Annotated in this window: 13 protein-coding genes; 9 read left to right on the top strand and 4 right to left on the bottom strand. The window is 66.1% G+C overall.

The annotated features are described in order from the left end of the window. Positions 1-12: 12 nt before the first annotated feature. Positions 13-2,031, bottom strand: coding sequence for a maltotransferase domain-containing protein (locus HWX32_RS06155; RefSeq protein WP_175935183.1), 2,019 nt, complete (start codon positions 2,029-2,031; stop codon positions 13-15). A gap of 192 nt (positions 2,032-2,223) precedes the next feature. Here HWX32_RS06155 and HWX32_RS06150 point away from each other — a divergent pair, with 192 nt between their 5' ends. The 5 genes from HWX32_RS06150 (at position 2,224) to HWX32_RS06130 (ending at position 7,240) form a co-directional block, all read left to right on the top strand. Further along, a complete protein-coding gene (locus HWX32_RS06150) occupies positions 2,224-3,018 on the top strand; it encodes an ABC transporter ATP-binding protein (RefSeq protein ID WP_254868353.1) in 795 nt (264 codons plus the stop codon). Positions 3,019-3,108: 90 nt separating this feature from the next. Continuing rightward, positions 3,109-3,906, top strand: coding sequence for an NUDIX hydrolase (locus HWX32_RS06145; protein ID WP_075467617.1), 798 nt, complete (start codon positions 3,109-3,111; stop codon positions 3,904-3,906). Next, entirely contained in the window at positions 3,903-5,036 is a 1,134-nt protein-coding gene (locus HWX32_RS06140; RefSeq protein WP_175935181.1) for an SAM-dependent methyltransferase, read from the top strand. Before HWX32_RS06145 ends, HWX32_RS06140 begins: the two co-directional genes overlap by 4 nt. Before the next feature lie 5 nt (positions 5,037-5,041). Next, positions 5,042-6,145, top strand: a complete 1,104-nt coding sequence (locus tag HWX32_RS06135; protein ID WP_175935180.1) for a cysteine desulfurase family protein — start codon at positions 5,042-5,044, stop codon at positions 6,143-6,145. Between the two features lie 51 nt (positions 6,146-6,196). After that, positions 6,197-7,240 (top strand): glycoside hydrolase family 25 protein, encoded by a 1,044-nt coding sequence (locus HWX32_RS06130; protein ID WP_175935179.1) that lies wholly within the window; start codon positions 6,197-6,199, stop codon positions 7,238-7,240. On the opposite strand, the gene HWX32_RS06125 is transcribed toward HWX32_RS06130, so the two are convergent. Together HWX32_RS06125 and HWX32_RS06120 are read right to left on the bottom strand one after the other, a co-directional pair. Next, on the bottom strand, positions 7,241-8,035 hold the full coding sequence (locus tag HWX32_RS06125) for a spermidine synthase (protein ID WP_254868308.1): 795 nt from the start codon (positions 8,033-8,035) through the stop codon (positions 7,241-7,243). A gap of 56 nt (positions 8,036-8,091) precedes the next feature. Further along, a complete protein-coding gene (locus tag HWX32_RS06120) occupies positions 8,092-10,266 on the bottom strand; it encodes a heavy metal translocating P-type ATPase (protein ID WP_175935178.1) in 2,175 nt (724 codons plus the stop codon). 274 nt (positions 10,267-10,540) lie between these two features. Between HWX32_RS06120 and mnmA the strand changes: the two genes are divergently transcribed. Genes mnmA through HWX32_RS06105 form a run of 3 tightly spaced genes read left to right on the top strand, consistent with a single transcriptional unit; the run spans position 10,541 to position 12,979 of the window. Beyond that, complete coding sequence (gene mnmA, locus HWX32_RS06115; RefSeq protein ID WP_175935177.1) at positions 10,541-11,620, top strand: tRNA 2-thiouridine(34) synthase MnmA; 1,080 nt, start codon at positions 10,541-10,543, stop codon at positions 11,618-11,620. Between the two features lie 35 nt (positions 11,621-11,655). Next, complete coding sequence (locus HWX32_RS06110) at positions 11,656-12,153, top strand: hypothetical protein (protein ID WP_175935176.1); 498 nt, start codon at positions 11,656-11,658, stop codon at positions 12,151-12,153. Next, a complete protein-coding gene (locus tag HWX32_RS06105; protein WP_175935175.1) occupies positions 12,146-12,979 on the top strand; it encodes a methionine synthase in 834 nt (277 codons plus the stop codon). Before HWX32_RS06110 ends, HWX32_RS06105 begins: the two co-directional genes overlap by 8 nt. On the opposite strand, the gene HWX32_RS06100 is transcribed toward HWX32_RS06105, so the two are convergent. After that, on the bottom strand, positions 12,976-13,647 hold the full coding sequence (locus HWX32_RS06100; RefSeq protein WP_175935174.1) for a 3'-5' exonuclease: 672 nt from the start codon (positions 13,645-13,647) through the stop codon (positions 12,976-12,978). The two genes, HWX32_RS06105 and HWX32_RS06100, sit on opposite strands and share 4 nt — an antisense overlap. 128 nt (positions 13,648-13,775) lie before the next feature. Here HWX32_RS06100 and HWX32_RS06095 point away from each other — a divergent pair, with 128 nt between their 5' ends. Beyond that, complete coding sequence (locus HWX32_RS06095) at positions 13,776-14,510, top strand: cyclase family protein (RefSeq protein ID WP_175935173.1); 735 nt, start codon at positions 13,776-13,778, stop codon at positions 14,508-14,510. Positions 14,511-14,532: the final 22 nt, after the last annotated feature.

The following is a 14,532-nucleotide window of genomic DNA, read 5'->3' as shown; positions in this document are numbered from 1 at the left end:
TTCTAAAGCGATTTACGGCCGGTAGTCGTGGTCCGAGATGCGGCGGTATGCAAGAGCTTCACGACGTTCCTCCGGAACATCCGGCAACCTAAAGATGTGCGCGACATTCTTCTGCGGCGTGAGCGAGACGAAGTTGTCCGTAGCCCACGTGTAGCGCTCGCCGGTAATCAGGTCGTGCACCTCGAAAGACTCGCCGGAGTTCAGTCCCACCGAGTCCGCATCCACGCGCAGCATGCCCTCCTGGGTGCTCCACGGGTCCAGGTTCACCACCACCAGCACCGCGTTACCCGTGACGGCGTCCACCTTGGAGTAGGCGATGAGCTGCTCGTTGGCAATCTCGTGGAAGCGGATCTGGCGCAGCTGCTGCAGCGCTGGGTTCGCCCGCCGAATACCGTTGAGCAGGGCTATGTAGGGCTGAAGCGACTCGCCGCGCTCGAGCGCTGCTTCAAAGTCGCGCGGGCGCAGCTGGTACTTCTCGCTGTCGTGGTACTCCTCACTGCCTGCCTCCACGGGGCGGTTCTCGTAGAGCTCGTAGCCGGAGTACACACCCCACAGCGGGCTCATCGTCGCCGCCAGGGTGGCGCGCAGCGCGAACGCCGCCGGGCCGCCGGTTTGCAGCGAGGCGTGCAGGATGTCCGGGGTATTCACAAACAGGTTGGGGCGGCTGACATCGGCAACGTCGACAAGCAGCTGCGCGAAATCGGTCAGCTCCGCCTTCGTGGTTTTCCAGGTGAAGTGGGTGTACGACTGCGAAAAACCCGCCTTGGACAGGCCGTACATGCGCGGCGGGCGAGTAAACGCCTCGGCGAGGAAGATCACGTCCGGGTCAGTCTCGTGCACCTTCGAAATCAGCCAGTGCCAGAAGTTCACCGGCTTCGTGTGCGGGTTGTCCACGCGGAATGTGGTCACGCCGAGATCCACCCAGTGCATGACCACCCGGTACACCTCGGCGTACAGGGCCTCCGGCGCGTTATCGAAGTTGATGGGGTAGATGTCCTGGTACTTCTTCGGCGGGTTCTCGGCATACGCGATGGTGCCGTCGGCGAGCACCGTGAAAAACTCCGGGTGCGCCTTCGCCCAGGGGTGGTCGGGCGCGGCCTGCAGCGCGAAGTCGAGCGCGATCTCCAGGCCCAGCTCGTTGGCGTGGTCCATCATGTCCAAGAACTCGTCCTCGGTGCCCAGCGCCGGGTCGATCGCGTCGTGGCCGCCGTGCTTGGAGCCGATCGCCCACGGGGAGCCCACGTCGCCGTCTTCGGGGGTGAGCGTGTTGTTGCGGCCCTTGCGGTTGACCTCGCCCACCGGGTGGATGGGCGGGAAGTACACCGTGTCAAAGCCCATCGCCGCCACGCGGTCCAGCGCCGCCTCAGTTGTGGCCCAGGTGCCGTGGACCGGGTCGCCGTTTTCGTCCACACCGCCGGTGGAACGGGGGAACAGCTCGTACCAGGAGTTCACCAGCGCTTCGCGGCGCTCCACGAGGATGTCCGCCACGGGCCCGCGGGTGATCAGCTCGCGCAGCGGGTACTCCGCGAGCACGTCTGAAACCTCCTGCGCCAAGCAAGGGGAGATGCGGTCGCTCAGCGGCAGCGTTTCGTCGATAAGCTTTGCCCTTGCCTCCTGCAGCACCTTCGGCGACGGGGTCTGCGCAATGGCGGCGGCGAACAGGTCGGCGCCGTGCGCGATATCGTTGGCCAGCTCCGCCTCGCCCTGGCCGGCCGCGAGCTTCTTGCTCACCGCGTTGCGCCACGTGGCCATCACGTCGCTCCACGCGTCCACCCGGAAACGCCACGTGCCCTGCTCATCCGGCACGAACACGGCGTGGACGTAGTCGGGGCGGTAGACCTCCTGCTGCATCGGCACCGCGTACTGCGCGCCGGAGGGGGCAACCAGCACCAGAGTGGCGGCGATTGCGTCGTGGCCCTCGCGCCACACGAGCGCGGAGACCGGCACCACCTCGCCCACCACCGCTTTCGACGGAAGTGTGCGTCCGGAGATCTGGGGGCGGACATCGTCGATACCGAAGCGTGCAACCATCGTCTATACATCCCTTTCACTGGTGCGTGACACTCATAAAGGGTAGCGAAGGCGCGATGGGTGCACCGGCTAACGCGAAAACGGCGACGCTTCCACACACCGGCGCGCAAATAGGACAATATGGAAGGCGTGAATAACGGAAACGGACAACCGGACGAAGCGCTGACCACCGACCCCGACCTGCTGGTGGACATGCGCGGGGTGGAATTCATCCGCGGCGGAAACACCCTGGTGGGCCCCGTGGATTGGCAGGTGGAGCTGGACGAGCGCTGGGTGGTCATCGGCCCCAACGGCGCGGGCAAAACCACGCTGATCCGCATGGCCTCGGCGCAGGAGTTTCCCACCAACGGCACCGCCTTCATCCTGGGCGAGCGCGTGGGGAAGACGGACATGCGCGACCTGCGCGCGGCGATCGGCGTGACATCCTCTGCGGTGGCGCAGCGCGTTCCGGAGGACGAGACGGTGGGCGACCTCGTGGTTTCCGCCGGCTACGCCATCTTGGGCCGCTGGCGCGAGGAGTACGAGGAGCAGGATTACCACCAGGCGCTCGAGGTGCTTGAGCAGATCGGCGCGATGCACCTGATCGACCGCACGTGGGGCACGCTGTCGGACGGCGAGAAGAAGCGCGTGCTCGTGGCGCGTGCGGTGATGACGAACCCGGAGCTGCTCATCCTCGACGAGCCGGCCGCCGGCATGGACCTCGGGGGGCGGGAGGACCTGCTGGCGTACCTGGGCGACTTGGCGATGGACCCGGACGCACCGGCGATTGTGATGATCACGCACCACCTCGAGGAGATTCCGCCAGGCTTCACCCACGCGATGCTTCTGGATGAGGGGGATGTGGTGGCGCAGGGGCTTATCGACGATGTCCTGACCTCCGAGAACGTCTCCAAGGCATACCACCAGCCCATTGAGGTAACCAACGACGAGGGCCGCTACTTCGCGCGTCGGGCGCGTTCGCGCCGTGGGGGTGCCCACCGGGCATAAGGACTCATGTCGACGCAGCAGGACCCTGGCGAGCGGCGCTACGCAGGCGCACCCTCCGCGGACTTGGCGGATTCCATCGACGCCGCCGAGATGAGTGGGCTCAGTGGTGCCCGCTTGTCTGCCGTCGTTGTCTTGCTGCGCAACGGCGATACCGGCCTTGAGGTGTGGATGCAGGAGCGCGTGCTCTCCATGCCGAACTACCCCGGGATCACAGTGTTTCCGGGCGGCGGGGTGGATTCGCGCGATTTTCCGGGCCGCTCCTGGGACGACGGTGAGCTGTGGACGGGCCGTTCCGCCATCTCGCTGGCCCGCCAGCTTGGCGTGACGAAGTACAAGGCGCACGCGCTGATGTTCGCCGCCGTTCGCGAGCTGTTCGAGGAGACGGGCACGCTACTCGCGGTGGATGTGCATGGCGATTTGCTTGCCGACGCCCGCCCGTTCCACGTACACCGCCTCCGCCTCGAAACGCACGAGCTCTCGCTCACGGAGGTGCTCGACCGCACCGACCTTCGTGTGTGCGGCGACCTGCTCAAACCCGCCGCACGTTGGGTGGGCCGCTCCGAGTCCGGCAACTGGTTCGACACCTTCACGTTTGTCGCCGCGAACCCGGAGGGCCAGGAGCCGGACGCGCAGACCGGGGAGGCGGACGACGCGAACTGGTTCCCGCCGCAATTGCTTCTCGACGGCTGGCGCCACGGCCTCGTCCGCTTCGCCCCTTCGACCTGGGCGCAGCTTACGCACCTGGCCCAGTACGACTCGGTGCAGGACGTGCTGGACGCCGCCAGGACCGCGGATCTGACCCCGGTGATCGGCGACCCGGTGGACGACGAGCGCTACCGCGAGTTCTTCACCTTCCAACCCAAAGACCGCATTGGGCGCCGGCTATGAGCTACACACTGGATGAGGTGCGCTACCTCGCAGCGCACTCCGACCGCATCGCGGAGGTCGCGCCGGAGATCGCGCTGACAAAGAAGTCGGTGTTCGCCGACCGCGCCATCTTGGAGCGACAGTTCGGCGACTACGCCCGGGCGGTAAGCGTGCTCATCGCTTCTCGACGAGCTGCCGCCGCCAAGTTCCCGCAACACTGGCTCACCGACGCCGACGCCGCGCAGCAGGCAACCCCGGCGCAGGTCTCACAGGTGCGCGCGCGGCGTCTTGCGGATGCCGGGGCGACCTTCGTGCACGACGTGACGTGCTCCGTCGGCTCCGAAGCCCCGGCCTTCGAAGACGCGGGCGTGGCGTGGCTGGGAAGCGACATCGACCCGGTCCGCCTCGCCATGGCCCGCCACAACCTGGGCCCGAGTGCCTGGCTTGCGCAGGCGGACGCGCTCGCACCTGTGTCATCCGCCGGTGTGATCGTGGCGGACCCCGCGCGGCGCGCGGACGGCAGGCGCATCACGGACCCGGCGAAGCTCATCCCGCCGTTGCCGGACCTCATCGAGGCCGCCCGCGGGCGCGAGGTGGCGGTAAAATGCGCGCCGGGCATCGACTATTCGAAGTGGGACGGCCTGGTCAGCGTCGTCTCCCTCGACGGCGGGGTAAAGGAGGCCTGCCTGTACTCGCCGGGGCTTTCCGATGCCCGCCGGGAAGCGGTGGTGCTGCGCGAGGTGGAAGAGCGCGTGACCGACGCCGATCCGGACGAGGTGGAAGTTACGCCCCCGCGCACCTACATCGTGGAGCCGGACGGCGCGGTGGTGCGCGCCGGGCTGGTGCGGCAGTGGGCGGCGCGGCACGGGCTGAGCATGTTGGACGAGCACATCGCCTTTTGCACCGGCGACGAGATCCCGCCGGGCTACGGCGCGTTCGAGTTCATCGAGGCGGTGCCGCTGCGCCGGTTGAAGCAGGCGCTTTCTTCCCACGGCGCGGGCAGCGTGGAGATCCTCGTGCGCGGGGTGGACGTAGACCCGGACAAGCTGCGGGGCAAGCTGAAACTGAAAGGCGCAAAGCAGATGGGTGTGGTGATCGCGCGCGTGGGGGATAGCGCTGTGGCCCACATTTGTGGCGCCCGGATACGCTAAGGCGCATGGTCTACCTCGATCACGCAGCAACTACCCCCATGCGCGACTGCGCCATTGAGACGTGGGTGGAGCATGCGCACGCCCTGAACGCGGGCAGCCAGTACGCCTCGGGGCGCCGGGCGAACGCGGTGTTGGCTGAGGCGCGCGAGCGCATCGCGGCGGTGTTGGGCGCGGACCCGGTGGAGGTGGTATTCACCGGCTCCGGCACCGAGGCGAACAACATCGGGGTGCGCGGTTTGTTCGCCGCGTCCGAGCTTGAGCGGGTGGTATCCACCCCGATCGAGCACCCGGCGGTGCTCGAGTCGGTGCGATCCCTCGGCGCCGACGTGGCGTGGTTGCCGGTGGGGCGCGACGGCCACGTCACCGATTTGTCCGCGCTTGACACGCCTGCCGCTGTGGCAGCGGTGATGTGGGCGAACAACGAAACCGGCGCGATCCAGCCGGTGGAGGAGGTGGTGCGCCGCGCTGAGGCCGCGGGCACGCCGGTGCATGTCGATGCGGTGCAGGCGGTGGGGCATGTTCCGGTGGATTTCCACGTGCTGGGGGCGGCGACGCTCGCGGCGAGCGCGCACAAGTTCGGCGGCCCGCGCGGCATCGGGTTTATGTTGGCGAAGCGTTCGCCCGCGCCGAAGCCGGTGATTTTCGGGGGCGGGCAGGAGCGCGGTATCCGTTCCGGCACTGTAGATGTCGCTTCGGCCGCGGCGGCAGCTGTGGCGTTGGAGGAGGCGGTGGAGGAGCAAGGAGTCGTCGATAAGCTGCGCACAATGCTTATCGACGGCGTCCGCGCAACCGTGCCCAACACCATCGTCACCACCTCCGAGCCCGCCTTGGCGGGCCATGCCCACTTCATGTTCCCGGGCGCGAACGCCGAGGCGATGATCATGCTGCTCGATTCGAAAGGCATCGAGGTCTCCGCTGGCTCCGCGTGCGCGGCCGGTGTGACGCGGGTGAGCCACGTGCTTGAGGCGATGGGCTACAGCGAGCGCGAGGCTGCCGGGGCGCTGCGCGTCACGCTGGGGCGGACGAACACGGTGGAGGACGTCGAGGCGTTCCTCGCCGCGATCCCTGAGGTGGTGGAACGTGCCCGCGTCGCGGGAAGCCTCATGTGACACGCGTGTCATGTGTGAAAGATGTGATTGGAGTGCGTTAGAGTGTCCGCCATGCAGCTTTCTCGCACCCGCAGCATGGTCGCGGCCGTAATCGCCGCAGCACTCACGATGTCCCTGGCGCTTTTCGCCCCGTCCGCCGAGTCCGAGTCCATCCCGGGCCTGGTCTCCGGCGTGGACGTCGCAGGCCACCAGCGCCCCGGCGGCGCGCCAATCAACTGGAAATCGGTGGGCACCATCGGCGGCCAAGACTTCGCGTTCGTGAAAGCCTCCGAGGGCAAAGGCTGGAAGAACGTCTTCTACGACGAGGACGCCAAAGCTGCCCGCGACGCCGGCTTGAAGGTGGGCGCCTACCACTACGCCCGCCCGGCCGAGGACCCGCTTGCCCAGGCGCGCTATTTCGCCTCCGTGATCAACGACGGCCCGGAGATCGATCTGCCGCCTGTGCTCGACCTCGAGGTCGACGAAGGCCTCAGCCCGACTGCGCTCACCGCTTGGACCACCGCATTCCTTACCGAGGTGCAGCGCGCAACCGGCAAAAAGCCGATGGTCTACACGTACCGCTACTTCTGGTACGAGCACATGAACAACACCAACGCGTTCACCGATTACCCGCTCTGGCTCGCCGCGTACCAGAACCAGCCCCCGCGCCCCGTCGGCGGCTGGGACAAGCTCTCTTTCTGGCAGCGCAGCGATTCCGGACGCGTCGCAGGCATCAACACGCCGGTGGACATGAACCTGTTCAACGGCACGGGCGCGCAGCTCGGCCAGTTCGCCGCGGGCGACCTCAAGGCCGGCGGCGGCATGCTCGAACGTTTCCAGGTTGCGGAGGACGACGGCCTGGCCGTCCTCGAGCAGGACAGCACGAAGCTGGTCGCCGCGATCCTCGCGCTCGCCGCGGGTGGCTTCGGGGTGCAGCAGCTTATCGACGCCTCCCGCGCCGCCGGCTTCGACCCCACCGACGCCAAGAACATCACCGGCCTGGTCAAGACACTCGCGGGCGAAGGCGAGCTGCCGGTCGACGACCTGCGCAACATGCTCATCGGCAACTACCAGATCGGCGACCTGCTCATCCTGCTGGACAACGCCGCGAAGTAGCTAATCCCGTCGCGCTTGCCCCTGCGACGCCAGCTTGCGACACCAATCCTCACCCTTGAACTGCGCCGGCACCGCGCCCATGAGCAGCGCCCGGGTCAGCTCCGGGGTGGCCTCAAGCGGCAAGTTCGCCCCGATGAGCACGATGTTGCCGTAGCGCCGCCCTTTCAGCATCGGCGGGTCCGCGATCGCGGCGACGTGCGGCCACACCTCACACATGCCCGCGAGCTCGTCTTTCGCCTCCTTCAGGTCGGCGTGCGAGCCGCAGTTCGCGACGTAAATGCCTCGCTCGCTTAACGACGACCGCGCCGCCCCATAGAACTCCACCGTCGTCAGATTGTGCGGGGTAGTGGCGGACGTAAACACGTCACGGATGATCACGTCGCGGGTCGCCGGCTTGAACCCGTCGGTCACCTCGCGCGCATCGCCCACTCGGATCTTTACGGTCGGTGACCTTGGGACGTCGAAAAGCTCGCGCGCCAATACCGCCAACTCCGAATCAATCTCCACGACCGTGCTGCGCGACCCCGGCCACGCGTGCGCAAAGTAACGCGCGAGCGTACACGCACCGCCCCCGAGGTGCGTCAGCCGAGACTTCGGCTTCGCCTGGCCCGGGTACGCGTCGTCGAGGAAGTCCGCCATCCAGCGCATGTACTCGAAATCGAGGCGCTCCGGCTCACCCGGCACGATGTGGGAGCTGGGCACGCCGTTGACCAGCAGCACCATGGAGCCGTCTGGCTCGTGAAGCACCTCGGCTATACCGGTGTCGATTTCGTAGAAGTCGCTTTTGTCAGGCACGCAGGTAACGGTACCCGGGTTCACCCGCCCAGCCTGCTGCCGCAGGCTCTGCCGGGTTACTCAGAGCGGCCAAGCATCCGGTTGGTGCTGCTTTCCGGGCTCAGGTCGAGACGACGGAGCAGCTGCGCATTGAGTGCGACGATGACGGTCGAGGCCGACATCAAAATCGCGCCAACGCTCATTGGCATGACGACCCCGATCGGAGCGAGGACGCCAGCGGCCAGTGGCACAGCCACCAGGTTGTAGCCGGCCGCCCACCATAGGTTTTGCTTCATCTTTCGGTAGCTCGCCCGGGAAAGCTCGATGACCGAGAGGACTGACCGCGGGTCGGAACTCGCCAGGATGACCTCTGCCGAGCCGATCGCCACGTCGGTGCCGGCACCAATCGCGATGCCGACATCGGCCTGGGCCAGCGCAGGGGCGTCATTGACGCCGTCGCCGACCATGGCGACCTTGCGGCCCTCGCCCTGAAGTTCCTTCACCTTCTCGGCCTTGTCCTCGGGCCGCACTCCCGAGAAGACACGATCAATGCCCAGTTCGTTGGCCACGGTGTCCGCGACGGCCTGCGCGTCGCCGGTAATCATCACAACCTGGGTGCCGGCAGTGTGCAAAGCGTCGATAGCGTCGCGGGACTCCGGGCGGATCTCGTCAGCAAGCCGCAGCGCGCCAATCACGTTGCCGTCGGCAAGCACGTGCAGGATGATCGCGCCCTCCTCGCGCCACTGGTCGGCCACCGGGAGCTCATCGGCGGAATGCTGGTCGAGCAGGTACGGACCACCGACCTCAATCACCTCGCCGTCGACGGTCGCCTTCACACCCACCGCCGGGGACGAGGAGAAATCGGTGGCCTCCGGCACGGACAGGTCACGGGCCTGAGCAGCTCCGGTGATGGCTCGGGCCAAGGGGTGCTCGCTGTCAGCCTCTGCGGCCGCAGCCAAGACCAGCACGTCGTCTGCGCCGCGCCCGCCAACCGGCTCGACCGCGGTGACGGTGGGCTCGCCTTTGGTGAGGGTGCCGGTCTTGTCGAAAAGCACAGCGTCGACGTTGCGCATTGATTCCAGTGCGAGCCTGTCCTTGATGAGCACCCCGCCGCGGGCGGCGCGCTCGGTGGCGATGGAGACGACAAGCGGGATCGCGAGGCCGAGCGCGTGCGGGCAAGCAATGACGAGCACCGTGATCGTTCGCACGACCGCATCTTCTGGTACGCCGAGCAGCGTCCACACCACGGCGGTCACGATGGCTGCGCCAAGAGTGAACCAGAACAGCAAGGCAGCAGCCTTATCCGCAAGACGCTGCGCGCGGGATGAGGAGCCCTGGGCGTCCGACACCAGTTTTTGGATACCGGCCAAAGTGGTGTCCCCGCCTGTAGAGGTGACCTCAACGCGCAACCCGGAGTCGGTCGCAATGGTCCCTGCCACGACTTGGTCGCCTTCGCTTCGGCGCACTGTTTTCGACTCGCCTGTGATCATCGACTCGTCCATGCTCGCGCTGCCGTCGACGATTTTACCGTCCGCAGGTACCGAGGCCCCGGGTCTGACAATCACTACATCGCCAACCTCTAGCTCGTCCGGCGTGACCTTGACAACATCGTTACCGTCGACCTTTTCGGCCTCGTCAGGCAACAGCGCTGCGAGGGAATCCAAGGCGGAGGTGGTCTGCGCGAGGGAGCGCATCTCGATCCAGTGCCCCAGCAACATAATGACAACCAGTAGCGCCAGTTCCCACCAGAAGTTCAGCTCGCTGTCCAGAAGGCGCAGCGTCGCGCCCCAGGAGGCGAGGAAGGCTACCGTGATCGCTAATGCGATGAGCAACATCATGCCGGGCTTGCGGGAGCGGATTTCGGAGACCGCCCCCGTCAAAAACGGCCAGCCTCCCCAGAAGTATATGACGGTGCCCAGAAGCGGTGAGATCCACCGGACCCATTCCGCATTGGGCAACTGGTAGCCAATGAGGTGAGCGAAGGTCTCGTTAAACCCGACGACCGGAACCGCGAGGACAAGCATGATCCAGAACAGGCGGCGGAACTGGCCCACGTGGTCACCGTGACCGCCGTGACCGCTGTGGCCGCCGTGGTCACCGTGGCCGCCGTGGTCACCGTGGCCGCCGTGACCGCCGTGGTCACCGTGGCCGTCGTGACCGTCGTGACCGGTGTGGTCACCGTGGTCACCGTGGTCACCGTGACCGGTGTGTTCGGCGGTTCCGGCGCCGGAGTGGGAGTGGGGGTCGTTCATTAAGGGGTGCCTTTCTAAAGATGCAGTCCATATCTGTGATCGGTTTGGCCGTGACGGGGTCGTAATTCGCAAGATCAAAACACCGCTACTGACACGACTCCTCATGCTATACCCCAGGGGGGTATTCGGCTAGGGGGCTGCACTCGGTGGCCCGCTGCCTTACTGCGGTCAGCATCTGCTCAAGCGTGCCGGGGTCAGAGGCGCGGCAGAGCCATTACCACCCATGTGGCGGAACGTTTCACCTTTCGCCTTCACGGGACTACACTGCCGCGACATGCGAGTACTTGCGGCAATGAGTGGGGGAGTCGACTCTTCAGTCGCCGCGGCGCGCCTGGTTGAGGCGGGCCACGACGTCGTCGGTGTGCACCTCGCCTTAAGCAAAGATGCGCAGCAGACCCGCGAATCCGCCCGGGGCTGCTGCTCGCTGGAAGATTCTGCCGACGCGCGTCGCGTGTGCGACCACCTGGGCATCCCGTTTTACGTGTGGGACTTCTCCGACAGGTTCAAAGAGGACGTGATCGACGATTTCGTCGATTCCTACGCCCGCGGCGAAACCCCAAACCCGTGCCTGCGCTGCAACGAGAAGATCAAGTTCGCGGCGTTGCTCGACCGTGCGGTCACCCTCGGCTTCGACGCGATCGCAACTGGGCACTACGCAATTATCGACGGTGACGGCAACCTCCGCCGCAGCACTGACCCACTGAAAGACCAGTCCTACGTCCTCGGTGTGCTCACGCGCGACGAACTCGACCGGTGCATCTTCCCGGTGGGCGACACCGAAAAGCCACAGATCCGCGAGGAGGCTGCGCGCCACGGGTTTTCCACTGCCTCGAAGCCGGACTCCTACGACATCTGCTTCATCCCGGACGGGAACACGCAGGCCTTTCTGGGGCGTTCGATTGGGATGAGGCCGGGGATGATCGTCGATAAGCAAGGCAACGAGCTGAAAGAGCACGACGGCGCGTTCCAGTACACGATCGGGCAGCGCAAAGGACTGAATATTCGAGTGCCGGCGGCGGACGGCAAGCCCCGCTACGTCACCGACGTGGACGCGGCGACGGGCACGGTGACCGTCGGGCCGCGCGAGGCGCTCAAGGTCACGGAGATCACCGCGGACCGGTTGAAGCGCCTGCACCCGGCGATGAATGGAGAGTTCGAGGCGAACGTACAGATCCGTGCGCACGGCGGAGTTGTGCCGTGCACCGCGCGGATCGCGGGCGACGAGATGACGCTCGCGCTCGATGAACCGCTCGAGGGTGTGGCGCGCGGGCAGGCGGCGGTGCTGTACCTGCCGGACCCGGATGGGCTAGGCGATATCGTGCTTGGCTCAGGCACGATCTGCGGCACAGCGTAGACGGCTGGGGTAGACGGCTAGGTAATATCGCAGCCGTGAACGAGCATTTGGTTTGGGCGAACCCACTGGCGCCGAAGTGGCGGTTTGCGCTGATCGGTGTGATGGTCGCTGCGGTGCTAGGCGTGCTGGCGGCCATGGCCACACAAACGCTGAACACGTGGGTCGGCATCGCGCTCATGCCCGTTGCGGCGATGGTGATCAACATGATCCACCGCCTGGGCACTTTCATGATGGTGGACAACGACGGGCTGCACTTCGGCGCCTTCCCACGGCCGCAGGATGTGGTGGCGCTTCGCGACGTAAAACACATCGCGGTAGAGGAGCTTGCCGAGGCTGAGCGCATCTCACGCCCGTGGGGCTCGACGATGGAGGGCGGGGTTTCTGTCGTCGACGCGAACCAGTCGAGCAAGGCGGTGGTGCTGAAGCTTCGCGACGGCCGCACGGTGAAGGTTGGCGTCGGTGCCAAGGTGATGGACGCGGAGGCCTTCGTCGAAACAGTCAAACCGATGTTGGGCAGGAAACGGCGTGGCTGAGGCGTTCGGGCTGGGGCCATTGCCGGGCACGGACCTGGCGCAGGCAGCGGATGTCGTGCTGAGCGAGACTGCGCTGCCGCACATCCCGCAGCTGCCGGAGCGCGGGTTGGGCTACGACGCGGTTGGACGCACGGCGGCGCTGCTCGACATCCCGGTCGGCCGCGGCCCGCGGGGTTGGCGTGTCGCGCCGCGCAAGCGGGCGGATGCGGATCTGATGGCGCGCGACCTCGACAGGCTGGAAGAACTGTGGCACGGGCGCGTCGACCGGGTGAAGGTGCAGCTGGTTGGCCCGTGGACGCTCGCGGCGGAGATCGAGATGCCGAACGGGCACCGCATCATCACGGATCCCGGCGCGCTACGGGACATCACTGAGGCGCTCGAGGGGGCGGTGGTGGCGCACCGGGAGGACGTCGAGAAGCGCTTTGGCGCAACCGTGCTGCAACTCGACGAGCCGCGACTCGCAGAAGTTATGTCTGGAACCTTGATTGGGGTGACGGACTACGAATCCATCCCCGCGATCCGCGAGCCGTGGGAGCGCCTGGCGCGCTTCGGGGAGTTCCTGCTCAATGCGCCAGTGCTTATCGACGGCTCCGCGTGGTGCACCGCGACCCCAAGCGCAACCGACGACTTCGCGGCATTGCTCGAGCGCGGAGTGCGAGTTGCCATCCCGACAATGGAGCCGAAAGCGTTGTGGCGCGTTTTCGATGAGCTGCAAATCGACCCGAATGAGGCGGCCATCGATGTCTATGCGGGGCACGGCGCAACGCTACTCGAAACCGCCGCGAACTACCGCGCCGCACGGGAGATGGCAGAAGCGCTGCGCTAGCCCTGCATCGGCCAGCCGAGGCGCATGTCGCCAACTTCGCGGCCGCGGGATTCCAGGTAGGTGCGGAACTCGGACTGCATGCGGTAGTACTCCACGGCCTGGTACTCCATCAGGTCGCCGGGATCCATCTGGGTGAGCTCCGGCCACACGCGCACCTGCTTCCACGCGATGCGGGCGGCGGCGTACGCGTCCGCGGTGGCCTCGTGCGCGTTGTCGATGCGCACCCCGTAGTGCTCGCACATTGCGCCCAGGTTGCGCTTGCCCTTGCGGTAACGGTCGCGCGCCTTGTCCACCACGAACGGGTCGTACACCGGCCCGGTCACCGTGAAATCGCCCGTGAGTTGGCGCAACACTGTGAGGTCGTAGGCCGCGTTAAACACGATGAGTGTGTAGCCGTCTTCCCAGCCTTTCTTGATCGCCTCGACTGTCTCGCGCAGCACATCCTCGTGCGGCTGGCCTTCGGCCCGCGCCTTCTCGGTGGTGATGCCGTGCACGTTCGCGGCAGCCTCGGGGATCTCCACGCCGGGGTCCGCGAGCTGCTCGGAGGCGCTTGCGCCGTTTTCGTCGATACGCACAAGCGCAGAGGTGACAATGCGCGCCTCAAACGGGTTCGCCGAGGTGGTTTCCAAGTCGAACGAGAGCATGCGCGAGGCGTCGAAAGTAGCCATGGGTGTAACTGTATAACGCCCGCCGACGCGGCTGCGGTCGAGTGAATACAAAGCTTGCTCGCTGAGCCACCCGGGGCGAATAGTCAGAGTAGTTCATTTTCCATAGAACGAAAGGTTTGTGAAACTCAATGGCAACGCAGTTCCAGCAGCTCGTCCTCGGCGCGAAGCGAGTGGACCTCACGCACCAACTGCACCCCGGTATCCCGAGGTTCGCTGCGTTTGATGCAATGCGCGAGAGGACGGTAACCACGATTGAGAAGGATCGGTTCTGGGCGAAGGAGTACACGCTTCCCACCCCGTACGGGACGCATATCGACGCACCCGGTCACTTCGCCGACGGCAAGCGCGTGGTCTCCGACATTGGGGTCGACGAGCTCATCTTGCCGTTGTACGTGCTGCACTTCGAGGACAAGGTGGAGGCGAACCCGGACTTCGGTGTAACCGCCGATGACATTCGTGCCTACGAGGCCGAACACGGCGAGATCCCCGCAGGCAGCTTTGTCGCATTTGCGTCTGGATGGTCCCGGCGGTGGGAGGACCCGGACGCGTTTGTGAACCTCGACGATGCCGGTGTGCAGCACACCCCTGGATGGACGCTCGACGCCCTGCACTACCTCGTGGAGGATCGGAAAGTCACTGCGATCGGGCACGAGACGCTTGACACCGACCCGGGCACCGTTGCCGCAGAGTCTGGCTTCCTTTACGGCGAGCTCTACGTCCTCGAGCAGAACATTTACCAGGTAGAGGTGATGGACAAGCTGGAGGAACTGCCCGCCACAGGCGCCGTGATTGTGGTTGGTCCGGCGAATGTTCTCGACGCTCCGAGCATTACCTCTCGCGTGTACGCGCTGTACGCCGAATAGGGCGTGCGCGCCGCGTCGGCGC

Source organism: Corynebacterium sp. Marseille-P4321 (genome assembly GCF_903645305.1).
Classification (GTDB): Bacteria; Actinomycetota; Actinomycetes; order Mycobacteriales; family Mycobacteriaceae; genus Corynebacterium.
The sequence above is the reverse complement of the archived record's forward strand: the minus strand, read 5'-3'. Positions and strand labels throughout refer to the sequence as shown.

Excerpts from the sequence above, each read along its gene's own strand:
- HWX32_RS06140 (WP_175935181.1), top strand. The coding sequence starts at position 3,903 with ATGAGCTACACACTGGATGAGGTGCGCTACCTCGCAGCGCACTCCGAC.
- HWX32_RS06120 (WP_175935178.1), bottom strand. The coding sequence starts at position 10,266 with ATGAACGACCCCCACTCCCACTCCGGCGCCGGAACCGCCGAACACACC.
- HWX32_RS06145 (WP_075467617.1), top strand. The coding sequence starts at position 3,109 with ATGAGTGGGCTCAGTGGTGCCCGCTTGTCTGCCGTCGTTGTCTTGCTG.
- mnmA (WP_175935177.1), top strand. The coding sequence starts at position 10,541 with ATGCGAGTACTTGCGGCAATGAGTGGGGGAGTCGACTCTTCAGTCGCC.
- HWX32_RS06095 (WP_175935173.1), top strand. The coding sequence starts at position 13,776 with ATGGCAACGCAGTTCCAGCAGCTCGTCCTCGGCGCGAAGCGAGTGGAC.
- HWX32_RS06150 (WP_254868353.1), top strand. The coding sequence starts at position 2,224 with ATGCGCGGGGTGGAATTCATCCGCGGCGGAAACACCCTGGTGGGCCCC.
- HWX32_RS06130 (WP_175935179.1), top strand. The coding sequence starts at position 6,197 with ATGCAGCTTTCTCGCACCCGCAGCATGGTCGCGGCCGTAATCGCCGCA.
- HWX32_RS06100 (WP_175935174.1), bottom strand. The coding sequence starts at position 13,647 with ATGGCTACTTTCGACGCCTCGCGCATGCTCTCGTTCGACTTGGAAACC.
- HWX32_RS06135 (WP_175935180.1), top strand. The coding sequence starts at position 5,042 with ATGGTCTACCTCGATCACGCAGCAACTACCCCCATGCGCGACTGCGCC.
- HWX32_RS06155 (WP_175935183.1), bottom strand. The coding sequence starts at position 2,031 with ATGGTTGCACGCTTCGGTATCGACGATGTCCGCCCCCAGATCTCCGGA.